The organism is Blautia sp. DFI.9.10 (assembly GCF_024461705.1).
Lineage (GTDB): Bacteria > Bacillota > Clostridia > Lachnospirales > Lachnospiraceae > Blautia_A > Blautia_A fusiformis.
The window spans coordinates 112,553-128,745 of sequence record NZ_JANGAA010000002.1 but is presented as its reverse complement, the minus strand read 5'-3'; the positions used below and the strand labels follow the sequence as shown (position 1 = coordinate 128,745).

Below are 16,193 nucleotides of genomic sequence, written 5' to 3'. Positions count from 1 at the left end.
TTGTTCATGGACGTAATTATAGCAATCGGTCAATTCTTTGTCAACCATTTTTTAAAAGGGGCAAAAGTTCAAAAGCTTTATCGCGGAAACACGAACAGTTTTTTTGATCTTTTGCCCCTGGTATCTGTTATTTTACTGTAAATATGAATAGCTCATCAGTGATTCATCCACTGCTTTCGCAGCCTCACGTCCTTCATGGATCGCCCATACTACAAGGGACTGTCCACGATGCATATCACCTGCTGTGAACACACGATCTACGCTTGTTGCATACTGCTCCGGTTTTGTTTCCACATTGGTTCTTGGTGTAAGCGCTACACGGAAAGCATCTGTCACATATTTCTCGCTGCCAAGGAAGCCTGCCGCAATAAGAACCACATCTGCAGGGATCACTTCCTCACTGCCCTCAACCGGTACCATATTGAATCTTCCGGTCTTTTCATCCTTTACGCTTTTCAGTTTTACGATCTTGGCCTTGCAGACATTTCCTTTTTTGTCCTTGATAAACTCGGTAACGGTTGTCTGATAGATCCGAGGATCATGGCCGAATACTGCAATAGCCTCTTCCTGGCCGTAATCGGTTTTCAGGACCTTCGGCCACTCCGGCCATGGATTGGAAGGAGTTCTTGCTGCAGGAGGCTGCGGCATCATCTCAAGCTGTGTTACAGATTTCGCTCCCAGACGGATGGATGTTCCCACACAGTCATTACCGGTATCACCACCGCCGATGACCAGAACATTTTTGCCCTTTGCAAGCTCATATGGGAATTTTGCAAAATCTGTATCCAGAAGACTTTTTGTTACCTGCTTCAGGAAATCCACTGCAAAGTAAATTCCCTTGGCATCTCTTCCCGGAACCTTGATATCTCTCGGATGAGAAGCTCCACAGCAGAGAAGGACACGGTCATAATCCTTCAGAAGCTGTTCTGCAGTGATGTCAACACCAACATTGATATTGGTAACAAATTTCACGCCTTCCTCTTCCATCAGCTTCAGTCTGCGGTCAATGACCTTTTTCTCCAGCTTCATGTTCGGAATGCCGTAGCGGAGAAGTCCTCCGATACGGTCGTTTCTCTCAAATACGGTTACGCTGTGGCCACGGCGGTTCAGCTGCTGTGCTGCTGCCAGTCCGGAAGGACCACTTCCGATGACTGCGATCGTCTTTCCTGTGCGGACAGGCGGGATCTGCGGTTTTACCCATCCTTCTGCATAGGCTGTCTCAATGATCGCTTTCTCATTCTCCTTTGTGCTGACCGGATCTCCGTTCAGGTTACAGGTACATGCAGCTTCGCAAAGTGCTGGACACACTCTGGATGTAAACTCCGGAAAGCTGTGTGTCTTGTTTAAACGAAGAAATGCCTGCTTCCAGTTTCCTGTGTACACAAGATCATTTGTCTCAGGAACCAGGTTGTGCAGCGGGCAGCCGGAAGCCATTCCGCCGATCATCATACCTGACTGGCAGAAGGGGACGCCGCAAGCCATGCAGCGTGCTCCCTGAAGTTTCTGTTTTTCTTTATTTAATGGAATACGAAATTCGTTGAAATTCTGAATACGTTCCTTTGGCGGCAGAACCTTTGCCGTTTCTCTTTCATAATCTAAAAATCCAGTTGGCTTTCCCATTTCCTCATCCTCCTTAATGTTTCACGCCGATGCTCTCATAGAACGCTTCCATCTGTGCCTGCTGGCTGGTCAGACCTTTTTCTTCCAGCTTTGCACTTAATGTGATCATTCTCTTGTACTCATCCGGAATGAGTTTTTTGAAGTGAGGCAGATAGGAATCAAAATCAGCCAGCACCTTCTTACCGATCTCAGAGCCTGTTGCTTCCACATGAGCCTCGATAAGATCACGAAGCTCTTTTTTATCATATTTATTATCCACTTTTTCAATGGAGATCATTGCTTTATTGAGGTTCTTGTAAAGAACGTTATCCACATCAAGGACATAAGCGATACCGCCGCTCATACCTGCTGCAAAATTCTTTCCTGTTTTTCCAAGAACTACCACACGGCCACCTGTCATGTACTCGCAGCCATGCTCGCCAACACCCTCAACAACTGCAACCGCACCGGAGTTACGTACTGCAAAACGCTCACCGGCAACACCATTGATAAATGCAGTTCCGCTGGTCGCACCATAGAGTGCCACGTTTCCGACGATGATGTTCTCTTCAGCCTTGTATCCGGCCTTCTCCGGAACCTTAACGATCAGCCTTCCACCGGAAAGGCCTTTTCCGAAGTAGTCGTTGCTGTCACCGGTCAGTTTCAATGTCAGTCCCTTCGGAATAAAGGCACCGAAGCTCTGTCCGCCTGCACCTGTACAGTTTACAGTTACCGTATCCTCCGGAAGTCCATCCTTATGATTTCTTGTGATCTCAGATCCGAGGATGGTACCAAATGCACGGTCTGTATTGGTAACATTTACATCAACAGAAACTTTCTCACCCTTCTGGATCGCCGGTGCACATTTCTTGACCAGAACTTTTTCATCCAGAGTTTTCTCAAGATTGAAATTGTATACAGCCTTCGGATCAAAGGTTACTTTGCCCTTTCCTGCATATGGGTTATTCAGGATGGCACTTAAGTCAACCTTACCCTTATGCGGCTCCTGCACACTGTCAGAAACTGTAAGAAGGTCTGTACGACCTACCATCTCATCGATGGTGGCAACACCAAGGCGTGCCATGTACTCTCTCAGCTCCTGTGCAATAAAGCGCATGAAGTTCTCCACATACTCCGGTTTTCCGCGGAATCTCTTACGCAGCTCCGGGTTCTGTGTAGCCACACCTACCGGGCAGGTATCCAGATTGCAGACTCTCATCATCACGCAGCCCATCGTTACAAGTGGCGCTGTTGCAAAACCGAATTCCTCTGCACCGAGAAGTGCTGCAATGGCAACGTCACGGCCGCTCATCAGCTTACCGTCTGTCTCGATACGTACACGGTTACGAAGTCCGTTCATGATCAGCGTCTGGTGTGTTTCTGCAAGTCCAAGCTCCCATGGAAGTCCTGCATTATGGATAGAGCTTCTTGGCGCTGCTCCTGTACCTCCGTCATATCCGGAGATCAGAACAGTCTGTGCACCGGCCTTTGCAACACCAGCTGCAACCGTACCAACACCCGCCTCAGAAACCAGCTTTACGGAAATATCCGCATATTTATTGGCGTTTTTCAGGTCATAGATCAATTCTGCCAGATCCTCGATAGAATAGATATCATGATGTGGCGGCGGAGAGATCAGGCTGACTCCCGGTGTGGAATGACGGGTTTTTGCGATCCACGGATATACCTTCTTTGCAGGAAGATGTCCGCCCTCACCCGGCTTTGCACCCTGTGCCATCTTGATCTGGATTTCTCTTGCGGAAACCAGATAACGGCTGGTAACGCCGAAACGTCCGCTGGCTACCTGTTTGATCGCAGAGCAGCGGTCATTGTCTGTTCCTGCAGAATCCAGACGCTCATCACTTTCACCACCCTCACCGGTATTGGATTTTCCATGGAGATGGTTCATGGCAATAGCCAGTGTCTCATGTGCTTCCTGTGAAATAGAACCGTAGGACATGGCACCTGTCTTAAATCGTTTTACAATATCCTCAACACTCTCAACCTGGTCGATCGGAATAGGCTCCTTGGCAAACTTAAAGTCCAGAAGACCTCTTAAGTTTCCATGACCCTCGTCATCCACCAGCTTTGTATATTCCTTGAACATCTCATAGCTGCCCTGTTTTGTGGACTGCTGGAGAAGATGAATGGTACGCGGGTTATATTTGTGCTCCTCACCCTGGCTTCTCATCTTATGGGCACCTACGCTGTCCAGAGTAAGATCTGTGGCAAGTCCAAGGGGATCAAATGCCTCAGAATGAAGTTTTTCTACATTATCCTCGATATCTTCCAGTGTGATTCCGCCTACACGACTTACGGTTCCTGTAAAGTAACGATCGATCACATCCTGGGAAATTCCGATTGCCTCAAAGATCTGAGATCCCTGATAGGACTGGATAGTGGAAATACCCATCTTGGAAGCGATCTTTACGATACCGCTGATCACTGCATGATTGTAATCATCAACGGCTGCGTAATAGTCCTTATCCAGCATATGTGTATCGATCAGCTCATGGATCGTATCCAGTGCCAGATACGGATTGACTGCACTTGCACCATATCCGAGGAGTGTTGCGAAATGATGTACCTCTCTCGGCTCACCGGACTCCAGGATCAGGGCAAGGGAAGTGCTCTTCTTTGTTTTTACAAGATGCTGATGTACTGCGGAAACCGCCAGCAGGGACGGGATCGGCATATGGTTCTCATCCACACCACGGTCAGAAAGGACCAGGATGTTTGCTCCCTCACGGAAGGCTTTGTCTACCTCTACGAACAGACGGTCAATGGCACGTTCAAGCTTTGTGCTCTTATAATATAATGTAGAAAGTGTTACAACCTTGAAGCCGTCCTTTTTCATATTCTTGATCTTCAGCATATCGGTGTTGGTCAGGATCGGATTGTTGATCTTCAGCACCTGACAGTTCTCCGGCTTCTGGATCAGAAGATTTCCGTCTTTTCCTACATATACACTTGTAGAAGTAACGATTTCTTCACGGATCGCATCGATCGGCGGGTTTGTTACCTGTGCAAAAAGCTGCTTGAAATAATCGAACAGCGGATAATGTTCCTTGGAAAATACTGCAAGGGGAGTATCATGTCCCATGGCTCCGATGCTTTCTGCGCCGTTTAATGCCATGTTTCGGATCGAAGTACGGTACTGCTCATAAGTATATCCGAAGGCTTTCTGAAGGCGTGCTCTCTCCTCCGGAGTGTATTCGACAACTCTCTGATTCGGGATCTTGATATCACGAAGCTGTACCAGATTGCTGTCCAGCCACTCACCATAAGGCTGTTTTTTCGCATATTTTTCTTTGAGCTCATTGTCATCAATGACACGACCCTGAACGGTATCAACCAGAAGCATTTTTCCCGGATGAAGACGTTCTTTTAATACAATCTTCTCCTCATCCACAGGAAGAACACCAACCTCGGAGGAAAGGATCATATAGCCATCTGATGTGATATAGTATCTGGATGGACGAAGACCGTTTCTGTCAAGAACCGCTCCCATCACATCACCATCTGAGAACAGAATGGACGCAGGACCGTCCCATGGCTCCATCATAGTCGCATAGTACTGATAAAAATCTCTCTTCTCCTGAGAAATCGTATCGTTGTTTGCCCATGGCTCCGGAATCGTGATCATCACTGCAAGTGGAAGATCCATTCCACTCATAACCAGGAATTCCAGGGTATTGTCAAGCATTGCAGAGTCAGAACCATTGCGGTTAACTACAGGAAGGACCTTGTGAAGCTCATCCTTCAGATACGGAGACTCCATGTTTTCCTCACGTGCAAGCATCTTATCGGCGTTTCCGCGGATCGTGTTGATCTCACCGTTATGTACGATGAAACGGTTCGGATGTGCTCTCTCCCAGCTTGGATTCGTGTTGGTACTGAAACGGGAATGTACCACTGCAATGGCAGACTCGTAATCCTGGCTCTGAAGATCGCCAAAGAAGGTACGGAGCTGTCCTACCAGGAACATACCTTTGTATACGATGGTACGGCTGTTCATGGAAACTACGTAAGTATTATCATTACTCTGTTCAAATTCACGACGTGCGATGTAAAGCATACGGTCAAAGGCAAGACCTTTTTCCACATCCTCCGGCTTTTTAACAAATGCCTGCATGATGCACGGCATGCACTCTTTCGCTTTATGGCCGAGAACCTCCGGGAAAACCGGAACTGTACGCCAGCCAAGAAGCTCCAGACCCTCTTTTTCCACGATGATCTCGAACATCTTCTTTGCCTGGGCACGTTTGATCTCCTGCTGTGGGAAAAAGAGCTGGGCTACACCGTATTCTCTCTCTCCGCCGATATCAAAGCCTTCTTTTTTACAGACCTTCTTAAAAAATTTGTGGGAGATCTGAAGAAGGATACCGACACCATCACCGGTTTTTCCTTCTGCATCCTTACCAGCACGATGCTCAAGATTCTCTACGATCTTAAGAGCATTGGCAACTGTATCATGTGTTTTCTTTCCTTTTATATTAACAACGGCTCCGATACCGCAGTTATCATGTTCAAATTCAGGGCGGTAGAGGCCCTGCTGCTGATTTGCTACTTCTCTCATTTTTCTCATCCTTTCATTGCAGCTTCTTCTGCCGTCTTTTTATCAACTGCCGCCTGCACAAATCCACGGAACAGCGGATGTGCATGGTTTGGCCTGGATTTAAATTCCGGATGTCCCTGTGTTCCCACAAAGAACGGATGTCCGGCAATTTCGATCATCTCAACAATGTGAGCATCCGGGGATGTTCCTACAATGGACATTCCCTTTTCGTCCAGTTCCTTACGGAATGCGTTGTTTACCTCATAACGATGTCTGTGACGTTCCTGGATCTCTTTCTTTCCAAAAAGCTCATAGGATCTGGAGCCTTCTGCAAGCACACACGGATAGCTTCCAAGACGAAGAGTTCCTCCAAGATCTTCCACATCCTCCTGATCCGGCATCAGGGCAATGACCGGATGTGTTGTTTCCGGTGCCAGCTCAATACTGTTGGCATCTTCATATCCAAGCACATGGCGGGCAAATTCCACAATAGCCATCTGCATTCCCAGGCAGATCCCAAGGTATGGGATCTTATGAACTCTTGCATACTGTGCCGCAAGGATCATTCCTTCCGTACCACGGTTTCCGAATCCTCCCGGAACCAGGATTCCATCTACAGAATGGAGAGTCTGATCCAAATTTTTTTCATTGAGTTCTTCGGAGTCCACCCAGGTGATATCAACCTTTGCACGGCAAGAGATCCCGCCATGCTTCAGTGCTTCCACAACACTCAAGTATGCATCATGAAGCTGTGTATATTTACCAACCATGGCGATCTTTACTGTTTTATCCGGGTGGCGGAGATTTTCTACCATATTTTCCCAGTCTGTAAGATCTGGTTTGCGATTCTCCAGTCTTAAGCTCTGCAGTACTACGTCTGCAAGCTTTTCTCTCTCCATTGCAAGAGGAGCTTCATATAAATATTCCACATCCAGATTCTGAAGCACATTGCTTACAGGCACATTACAGAACAGGGCGATCTTTCCACGGATATCCTCGGTAAGAGGATATTCACTTCTGCATACCAGGACATCCGGCTGGATTCCCATTCCCTGAAGTTCTTTTACACTGGCCTGGGTGGGTTTGGTCTTCATCTCTCCGGAAGCACGAAGATACGGGATCAGAGTTACATGGATAAGGATCGCATTGTCATGTCCCACATCATGCTGGAACTGACGGATGGATTCCAGGAACGGCTGGCTCTCAATATCACCGACTGTACCACCAACCTCGATGATGGCAATTCTGTCCTCGTCTGCGGATTTTGCTCTGTAAAAACGGCTCTTGATCTCATTGGTAATATGCGGGATCACCTGAACGGTACCTCCGCCGAAATCACCATGACGCTCTTTCTGAAGAACAGACCAGTAAATCTTACCGGTTGTCACATTGGAATTTTTGTCAAGGCTTTCATCAATGAAACGCTCATAATGTCCAAGGTCAAGGTCAGTCTCTGTACCGTCATCCGTTACAAAAACCTCTCCATGCTGAATGGGATTCATAGTTCCCGGGTCAATATTAATGTAGGGATCAAATTTCTGCATGGTCACCTGATACCCTCTGGCTTTCAGAAGGCGCCCAAGAGACGCTGCGGTAATTCCTTTTCCCAGACCGGAAACAACTCCACCTGTTACAAAAACATACTTTACTGCCATCTTCGATTTCCTCCTCCATTTTGTGTCCCACAACAAAAAGGCGTCCGGAACAGATTTCAAGGGGTGAGAATTCCCCTGTGGTATCCGTTCCTGACGCCTTTGTCAGTTATCTTTCATATAAAATATGGTTTACTATAAACTATTTTTTTTTATTTGTCAATAACTGATTTTTCATATAGTCTGCGGAATTTCTTCCTATGAAATGGATGTAAAGAAAAAACAGACGCCTGCTGAGGATTTCAAACTGATCTCCTGTCTCTGCAGTCACGTCTGCCTTTTCTTTTTATGTCTTTCATATCTTGTCTGTCTCTGCACTGTCTGTCAGGCAACTGCATATTTCTGAAGGAAACGATCAAACTCATGATCCTCGCCATGACAGGTTACTGTAAGAACTCTGGTCAGATCCATGCTGAGGATTCCAAGAATAGATTTTGCATCAATTAAAATTCTGTTATATGAAATATCTACATCAAAATCACATTTACTTGCAGCCTTAACAAATTCTTTAACATCCTCTGTCGCATTCAATCTAATTTTTTTAGACATAAATATCATCCTCTCTTTTATCTCGGCAAAAAACCGGCCTTTTTTCGGCCTTGCTGTTTTCCTGTATATTCCAGACCAGCAGCCTTTTTCATCTGGTTGTCCCACATTATGTCTCATATTGTCAGATTTGTCAAGTTGATGTTTTTTATCGTTTTTAAGAGTCTTTCTATAAAAACCCGGATTTTATATGACAAAATCCGGGTTTTTTATATATTTATTGTGCAGTTTTTACATTTTCGTTTTTCAATCCATTATTTTTTACTGTGAGATTAATTCCACATAGTTCATTAATCCTGTTTGATTTCTGCCGGTATTTCCATCGGATAATTGCCATCAAAACATGCTTTACACAGCGGAAGTCCACCTGCCATGCCTTCCAGATAATCGATCTGCATATAACCCAGGGAGTCTGCACCGATCATCTTACGGATTTCTTCCGTGCTGTGCTGTGCTGCGATGAGCTGGTCATTGGACGGCACATCGGTACCAAAATAACAGGGATGTAAAAATGGCGGGGAGCTGATACGTACATGGACTTCTTTTGCTCCTGCTTCTTTCAGCATGTGGATCAGATTGGCAATGGTAGTTCCGCGGACAATGGAATCATCCACCAGAACGATTCTCTTCCCCTTCACCACGGATTCCAGAACGCTCAGCTTCAGATGGACGCTGGACTCTCTCTCCTGCTGTGTAGGCTTGATAAAAGTTCTTCCAATGTAACTGTTTTTATAGAACGCAAAGCCAAACGGGATTCCGGATTCCTCAGAATAGCCTTTTGCTGCCGGAAGTCCGGATTCCGGTACACCTGTCACCAGGTCCGCTTCTACCGGATAGGATTTTGCAAGAGATTTTCCTCCACGGATCCTTGCATCATAGATTTTCACGCCATCCATGGTGCTGTCCAGTCTTGCAAAATAAATATATTCAAAAACACAATGAGCATGCTTTTTCTTCTCAGTCAGTTTACTGGATTTCAGTCCGTTCTTGGTGATCGTGACGATCTCACCCGGTTCAATATCACGGATAAATTCCGCTCCTACAGATGTCAGCGCGCAGCTTTCAGATGCAAGGACATAGGCATTATCTCTTTTTCCAAGACAGAGGGGTTTCAGTCCGTAAGGATCACGGGCACCGATCAGCTTCCGGGGGCTCATGATCACAAGAGCATATCCTCCGCGGATCTTCTCTACGGTTTTATGTACTGCTTCCTCTACAGTGGCAGAATGCACACGTTCTCTTGCGATATGGAACGCGATAACCTCTGAGTCGGTAGTTGTATGGAAAATTGCGCCTGTCTGGATCAGCTCCCATTTCAGAGCTTCTGTATTAACCAGATTTCCGTTGTGCGCAAGTGCCAGACTTCCCTTGATATAAGAAAGTACCAGCGGCTGTGCATTCTCTGCGACAGATTCTCCGGTGGTGGAATAACGAACATGTCCGATTCCGATATCACCATTCATATTATGTACAACATCTTTTCGTAAAACTTCGCTTACCAGTCCGAGATCTTTATGGAACTGTACGTTTCCTCTTTCTCCGTCCGTCCTTGAAACGGCCATTCCGCAGGACTCCTGTCCCCTGTGCTGCAGCGAGGTAAGACCATAATAAATAGATGGTGCAATATTCCCTCCATCCAGATCATAAATCCCGAATACGCCACATTCTTCCTTTACTCCTGACATATTTCCCTCCATCTGTTCTTTCCGTATTGTACATCTTTGTCACTGGTCAAAAAGCTTCTTTTGCCTCAATCACTTATAGCGATTGCTGACTTTTCGACTGTATAACTACGATATCAGATTATAATAAAAGGACAAGATTTGTCAACCCTGCCTATTTTCCGACAGTCCGATCGCCCTGGTCAATTTTTTAGATTTTTTCAAAAAAGCTCTTGACAATATTTTATTTTGGTGTATACTGCAACACATAAAGCAAAGGCGCTTTGGATACGGCAGGTATCTGAAGCGCTTTTTTTGTTTTCCGGTCCGTTTATACCCGGTTCTTCCGGCAGCGGTCCTTATAAAATAATTAAAAATTATAATGAATGAGTGAAATCGAAAGGAGTGTACCTATATGGCACAGAGTATCCCTGAAATGTATGGCAGCCTTGTATTCAATGACAAAGTGATGCGAAGCAAACTGCCAAAGGACATGTACAAAGCATTAAAGAAAACAATTGAAAACGGAACTCATCTGGAACTGGACGTTGCAAATTCCGTAGCAGTTGCAATGAAAGAATGGGCTACTGAAAACGGTGCGACACATTACACACACTGGTTCCAGCCGATGACAAACGTAACTGCTGAAAAGCATGACAGCTTCATCTCCCCTACAGGTGACGGACAGGTGATCATGGATTTCTCCGGTAAAGAGCTGGTAAAAGGTGAGCCGGATGCATCCAGCTTCCCGTCAGGCGGACTTCGTGCTACTTTTGAAGCAAGAGGATATACAGCATGGGATCCTACTTCACCTGCATTCATTAAAGATAAAACTCTTTACATTCCTACTGCATTCTGTTCCTACAGTGGAGAGGCACTGGATAAGAAAACTCCTCTTCTTCGTTCCATGGATGTTCTGAACAAAGAAGCGGTTCGTATTCTTCACATCCTCGGAAACAAAGAGGTCCGTCACATCGACACAACCGTAGGACCTGAGCAGGAATATTTCCTGGTTGACAAGGATCTTTACAAAAAGAGAAAAGACCTGATCTTCTGCGGCCGTACTCTTCTGGGCGCTTCTGCACCAAAAGGACAGGAAATGGAAGATCATTACTTCGGAGCCCTGAAGCCTCGCGTTGCTGCTTACATGCATGATCTTGACGAAGAACTTTGGAAGCTTGGCATTCCAGCCAAAACAAAACATAACGAGGTTGCTCCTGCACAGCACGAACTGGCTCCTGTATTTGATACCACAAATGTTGCTGTTGACCACAACCAGCTGACCATGGAGATCATGAAGAAGGTTGCCGACAAGCACAACATGGTCTGCCTCCTTCACGAGAAACCATTTGAGGGAATCAACGGAAGCGGTAAACACAACAACTGGTCCATGAGCACAGACACAGGTGTAAACCTTCTTGATCCAGGAAAAACACCGGCAGAAAATACACAGTTCCTGGTATTCCTGGTAGCTGTCATCAAAGCCGTTGACGATTATGCTGATCTTCTCCGCGTATCCGTTGCAAGCGCCGGAAACGACCACCGTCTTGGAGCAAACGAGGCACCGCCTGCGATCGTATCCATCTTCCTTGGAGATGAGCTGACAGACGTACTGAAATCTATTGAAAACGATACCTTCTTCAGCAATAAGCATGCGGTACAGATGGATATCGGAGCAAAGGTACTTCCGCACTTCATAAAGGATACCACAGACAGAAACCGTACTTCACCATTTGCATTTACCGGAAACAAATTTGAGTTCCGTATGCTTGGTTCTGCAGCATCTGTCGCAAACCCGAACATCGTACTGAATACCGCTGTTGCAGAGGTTCTTGCAGAATTCAGCGCAGCTCTTAAGGATGTTCCGGAAGAAGAAATGGAAAGCGCAGTACATGCACTTCTTAAGAAGACCATTGAAGAGCATAAACGCATCATCTTTAACGGAAACGGATATACAGACGAATGGGTTGAAGAAGCTGAGAAACGTGGTCTCTACAATCTGAAAACAACTCCGGATGCACTTCCGCATTTCATTGCTGAGAAGAACATTGAGCTGTTTACAAAGCATGGCATTTTTACAAAGGAAGAGCTTTTCTCCCGTTACGAGATCTGGCTTGAGAACTATTACAAGACCATCAACATCGAGTCCAACACTCTGGCTGAGATGATCCAGAAGCAGGTAATTCCTTCTGTATATACATATGTTGAAAAGCTTGCAGATACTGCAGCTGCAAAGAAATCCGTAGTAGCTGATATTTCTGTAGCAAGTGAAGCTGCTCTGATCTCCAAACTGAGTACACTTGCAGACACCATGGCAAAAGATCTGGAAACTCTGAAAGCAGATACAGCAAAAGCTCTTGCTTCTTCTGACGATGTACTTGCATGCTCCAAGGCTTATCAGGAAACTGTTCTGGAAGACATGGAAACTTTAAGAAAATCTGCAGATGAGGCAGAGGCTCTGATCCCGGATGAGTTACTTCCTTATCCGACCTACGACGAGCTGTTATTCTCCATCTGATCACGGATATCAGATAACAATTTCATACGGTAAATACAGGGGATATCCTTTATGAACTCTACTTCATAATTCATTATCGATTTCCTCATCCATTAATCACACGATACAGATATCCCCTGTTTTACATATACTGATTTTGATTTCGTAAAGGCGCGGAAGAGAATTTCCTCTCTCCTGCGCTTTTTCGTTATACTGATACTGGATAAATTCTGTCTGTTTTTTTCTGTCCGGTATTACAAAAATTCTTTCTATACATAATAGGAAAGAAAAAAATTGGGAAAGGGAGTGTTACTATGTATTCTTCAGTAAACACAACTTGGGTCCTCGTCGGTGCAGCACTGGTCTTCTTCATGCAGGCTGGATTTGCAATGGTCGAAACAGGATTCACAAGAGCAAAAAACGCAGGAAATATCATCATGAAAAACCTGATGGACTTCTGTATCGGTACACCGGTCTTCTGGCTGGTTGGATTTGGCATCATGTTCGGTGCAGGAAACGGTTTCTTCGGCAAGATCGGCGGAATCGCCTCAGAGGCAAACTACGGAAACGCAATGCTTCCGGATGGAGTTCCTTTCTGGGCATTTCTCATCTTCCAGACTGTATTCTGTGCTACTTCTGCTACCATCGTATCCGGTGCCATGGCAGAGCGTACTAAATTCATCTCCTACTGTATCTATAGTTTACTGATCAGTCTCGTTGTATATCCGGTATCCGGTCACTGGATCTGGGGCGGCGGCTTTATCAGCCAGATGGGATTTCACGATTTCGCAGGTTCCTGTGCCGTTCACATGGTTGGTGGTGTTGCTGCACTGATCGGTGCCATCATCCTCGGACCTCGTATCGGAAAATATTCCAAATCCGGTAAATCCAGAGCAATCCCGGGACATAACCTTACGGTTGGTGCACTTGGTGTATTCATTCTCTGGTTCTGCTGGTTCGGTTTCAACGGTGCATCTACTGTCAGCATGGAAGGCGATGCCATTGTAAGCGCCGGAAAGATCTTCGTAACAACAAACCTTGCAGCTGCTGTTGCTACTGTAACAGTTATGCTGATCACATGGATCCGCTACAAAAAACCGGATGTTTCCATGTCCCTGAACGGTTCTCTTGCAGGACTGGTAGCCATCACAGCAGGCTGTGATACCGTATCTCCTACATCTGCAGCTATCATCGGAATCCTCTCCGGATTCATTGTAGTATTTGGTATTGAATTTGTTGATAAAGTTCTCAAAATTGATGACCCGGTTGGTGCTGTTGGCGTTCACGGTCTTAACGGTGCTTTCGGAACTCTTGCTGTCGGTCTTTTCTCCGACGGTGCAGGTACCGAGTGGAAAGGTCTTCTTACAGGCGGTGGTTTCCATGGCTTCGGTATTCAGTTTATTGGTATGGCTATCACCATCGCATGGGTTACTGTTACTATGACAATTATCTTCCAGGTGATCAAACACACCATCGGACTTCGTGTTTCCGCTGAGGAAGAGATCGCAGGTCTGGATATGAAAGAGCATGGCCTCGCAAGTGCATACGATGGATTCTTTGTACAGGATACCATGACAAAGGCTCCGACTCCAATGGGAACTTCCGTAAAAGCCCCTGTTGTAAAACATGCTCCTTCTGCTCCTGCTGAATCTGTTCCTGAAATTCCTGCAGACGGCGTACACAAACTGACAAAGGTTGTTATCATCACACGTCAGAACAAGCTGGATGAGTTTATGCAGGCTATGAACGAGATCGGCGTAACCGGTATCACTATCACAAACGTTATGGGCTGTGGTGTTCAGAAGGGTGCTCCAACCTACTATCGTGGTGTTGAGGTTGACATGAACCTCCGTCCGAAGGTTAAGATCGAAATCGTTGTAAGTCTTGTACCGGTTCAGAAGGTTATTGATACTGCAAAAGAAGTTCTTCATACCGGTCAGATCGGTGATGGTAAGGTCTTCGTTTACGATATCGAAAATGTTGTCAAGATCCGTACCGGCGAGGAAGGCTTCCTGGCTCTGCAGGATACAGACGCATGATTCTCTTATGAGAGGAACAGATAAAATCTTCTACGCAATATAAACCAAATAAAAGCCAAAAAGCTCCGGAACATTATTCCTTAAATGTTCCGGAGCTTTTCATATCTTTTTTATTCTCTTCTCAGTCTCGGCAGATTCCACCGGTAATGTGCCGCCAGGTACCGGATCAGGATCACTACTACCGTTCCGATCACCATGGCCGGCACTCCGCCCCACAGCCTGTATATCCAAACACAGGCAATGGCCCCTACAATAGACGCACAGGCATAAATATGGCGCACAAAAATATATGGCGGTACTCCTGCCATCATATCACGGATCAGGCCGCCTCCAACTCCTGTGACAGTCCCAAGAAATACAAGAAAAAATGTTCTTTCCATATACCCCTGGGAAATCCCCTTATCAACCCCCATGACAGTAAACACACCAAGGCCAACCGTATCCATCACCAGCATCACCTTATCATAGACCAGCCGGTTCCCGCCTTCCAAAAGCTCCTGCTTCCAGTACATTACTGCAAATACAATACAGGACGTCACGGTTGCCACAATGGTATACAGCGGATCCTGAAACATTCCCGGCGGCACGATTCCCAGGATAATATCCCTGGTAGCTCCTCCGCCCACTGCAGTCACCACTCCAAGAACGCAGACCCCGAAAATATCCATTCCTCTCTGCGCCCCCACCATAGCTCCGGAAGCAGCAAACGCAATAGTTCCTGCCATCTCCAGCATAAATGTAAACATACTCTGATAATCCATTTCCCCCTCCATGCATATCAAGCCGTATTTTTTCTCACCCTCATATCTGCATCCTGTTTTCCCTGTCTGCACATTTCCACAAGGTGCACATTTCCGCAGGGTGCAAGAAGGAACCCTGCCATGCAGGATTCCTTCTCTTATCTTCGTGATCACTATATTTCATATTAACAGAATTTTCTCATTCTGTATATCTTTTCTTTTTATATCTGACTTCTGCTATTCTGCTTCGATCAGAAATCCTCGCCGTTTCAGCATATCCTGGATCATATCCAGGATTTCCTCGGATTCTGCTTCTACTTTATGATAATGATAATCCGATGTGATATTCTTCAGAGGACTGGACTTGCCGCTTCGGATATCCTCCATAAAATTCTCAACCTGGCGCCTGGAGCTGATATTCAGTTCTGCCTCGATATGTCCGTAAACTCTGTGATTCACCATTACGTTGATCACTTTTCCGCCAAGATCCACAATCCCGCAGAGCTCGTTTTCCAAATCCGCATCTGTATGATGCACCTTGAATATCCGGCTCACAGTATGGGGAGCAGTAAAAATATATCCTCTATTGGTGGAGATCACGTCATTCCCCTCCGCGCGTATCAGCGCAATATCCTGCACGATCACCTGTCTGCTGACCTGAAATGTTCTGGCCAGAGCACTTCCTGAGACCGGCCGTTCACTGTTTTTAATTTGATCCATGATCGCTGTCCTGCGTTCTGAACCAGTCATTTAAGTTCCCCTTTCCTGGCTGTGCCTGTACTTTTTGTTCCGATACCGCTCTCCTTCATTCTCGCGATCTCTCCAACCCGGCCCGACATCATCTGCTATGCCTCTGCTTCCGGCAATTCACGCTTCTTTTCTGATATTCGGGGTATTTCCT

The 16,193-nt window shown here is 46.0% G+C and carries 9 protein-coding genes; 2 read left to right on the top strand and 7 right to left on the bottom strand.

Annotated features, from left to right (window positions below; genetic code table 11):
• Positions 1-132: 132 nt before the first annotated feature.
• From NE671_RS01780 to purF, 5 genes are all read right to left on the bottom strand, one after another.
• Positions 133-1,620 (bottom strand): glutamate synthase subunit beta, encoded by a 1,488-nt coding sequence (locus NE671_RS01780; protein WP_021651136.1) that lies wholly within the window; start codon positions 1,618-1,620, stop codon positions 133-135.
• A 13-nt stretch (positions 1,621-1,633) separates the two neighbouring features.
• Positions 1,634-6,187, bottom strand: coding sequence for a glutamate synthase large subunit (gene gltB, locus NE671_RS01775; RefSeq protein WP_173740661.1), 4,554 nt, complete (start codon positions 6,185-6,187; stop codon positions 1,634-1,636).
• On the bottom strand, positions 6,184-7,812 hold the full coding sequence (locus tag NE671_RS01770; protein WP_022426745.1) for a CTP synthase: 1,629 nt from the start codon (positions 7,810-7,812) through the stop codon (positions 6,184-6,186). Before NE671_RS01770 ends, gltB begins: the two co-directional genes overlap by 4 nt.
• Before the next feature lie 321 nt (positions 7,813-8,133).
• Positions 8,134-8,367, bottom strand: a complete 234-nt coding sequence (locus tag NE671_RS01765) for an HPr family phosphocarrier protein (RefSeq protein ID WP_431833604.1) — start codon at positions 8,365-8,367, stop codon at positions 8,134-8,136.
• A 278-nt stretch (positions 8,368-8,645) separates the two neighbouring features.
• On the bottom strand, positions 8,646-10,040 hold the full coding sequence (gene purF, locus NE671_RS01760; protein ID WP_015525743.1) for an amidophosphoribosyltransferase: 1,395 nt from the start codon (positions 10,038-10,040) through the stop codon (positions 8,646-8,648).
• A 391-nt stretch (positions 10,041-10,431) separates the two neighbouring features.
• Between purF and NE671_RS01755 the strand changes: the two genes are divergently transcribed.
• Both NE671_RS01755 and NE671_RS01750 read left to right on the top strand, forming a co-directional pair.
• Positions 10,432-12,534 (top strand): glutamine synthetase III family protein, encoded by a 2,103-nt coding sequence (locus NE671_RS01755; RefSeq protein WP_059086298.1) that lies wholly within the window; start codon positions 10,432-10,434, stop codon positions 12,532-12,534.
• Positions 12,535-12,827: 293 nt separating this feature from the next.
• Complete coding sequence (locus NE671_RS01750; protein WP_173740662.1) at positions 12,828-14,552, top strand: ammonium transporter; 1,725 nt, start codon at positions 12,828-12,830, stop codon at positions 14,550-14,552.
• A gap of 110 nt (positions 14,553-14,662) precedes the next feature.
• Here the strand turns inward: NE671_RS01750 and NE671_RS01745 are convergent, their stop codons facing one another.
• Both NE671_RS01745 and NE671_RS01740 read right to left on the bottom strand, forming a co-directional pair.
• Entirely contained in the window at positions 14,663-15,313 is a 651-nt protein-coding gene (locus NE671_RS01745) for a trimeric intracellular cation channel family protein (protein WP_022426741.1), read from the bottom strand.
• A 216-nt stretch (positions 15,314-15,529) separates the two neighbouring features.
• On the bottom strand, positions 15,530-16,042 hold the full coding sequence (locus tag NE671_RS01740) for a transcription repressor NadR (protein WP_021651124.1): 513 nt from the start codon (positions 16,040-16,042) through the stop codon (positions 15,530-15,532).
• Positions 16,043-16,193: the final 151 nt, after the last annotated feature.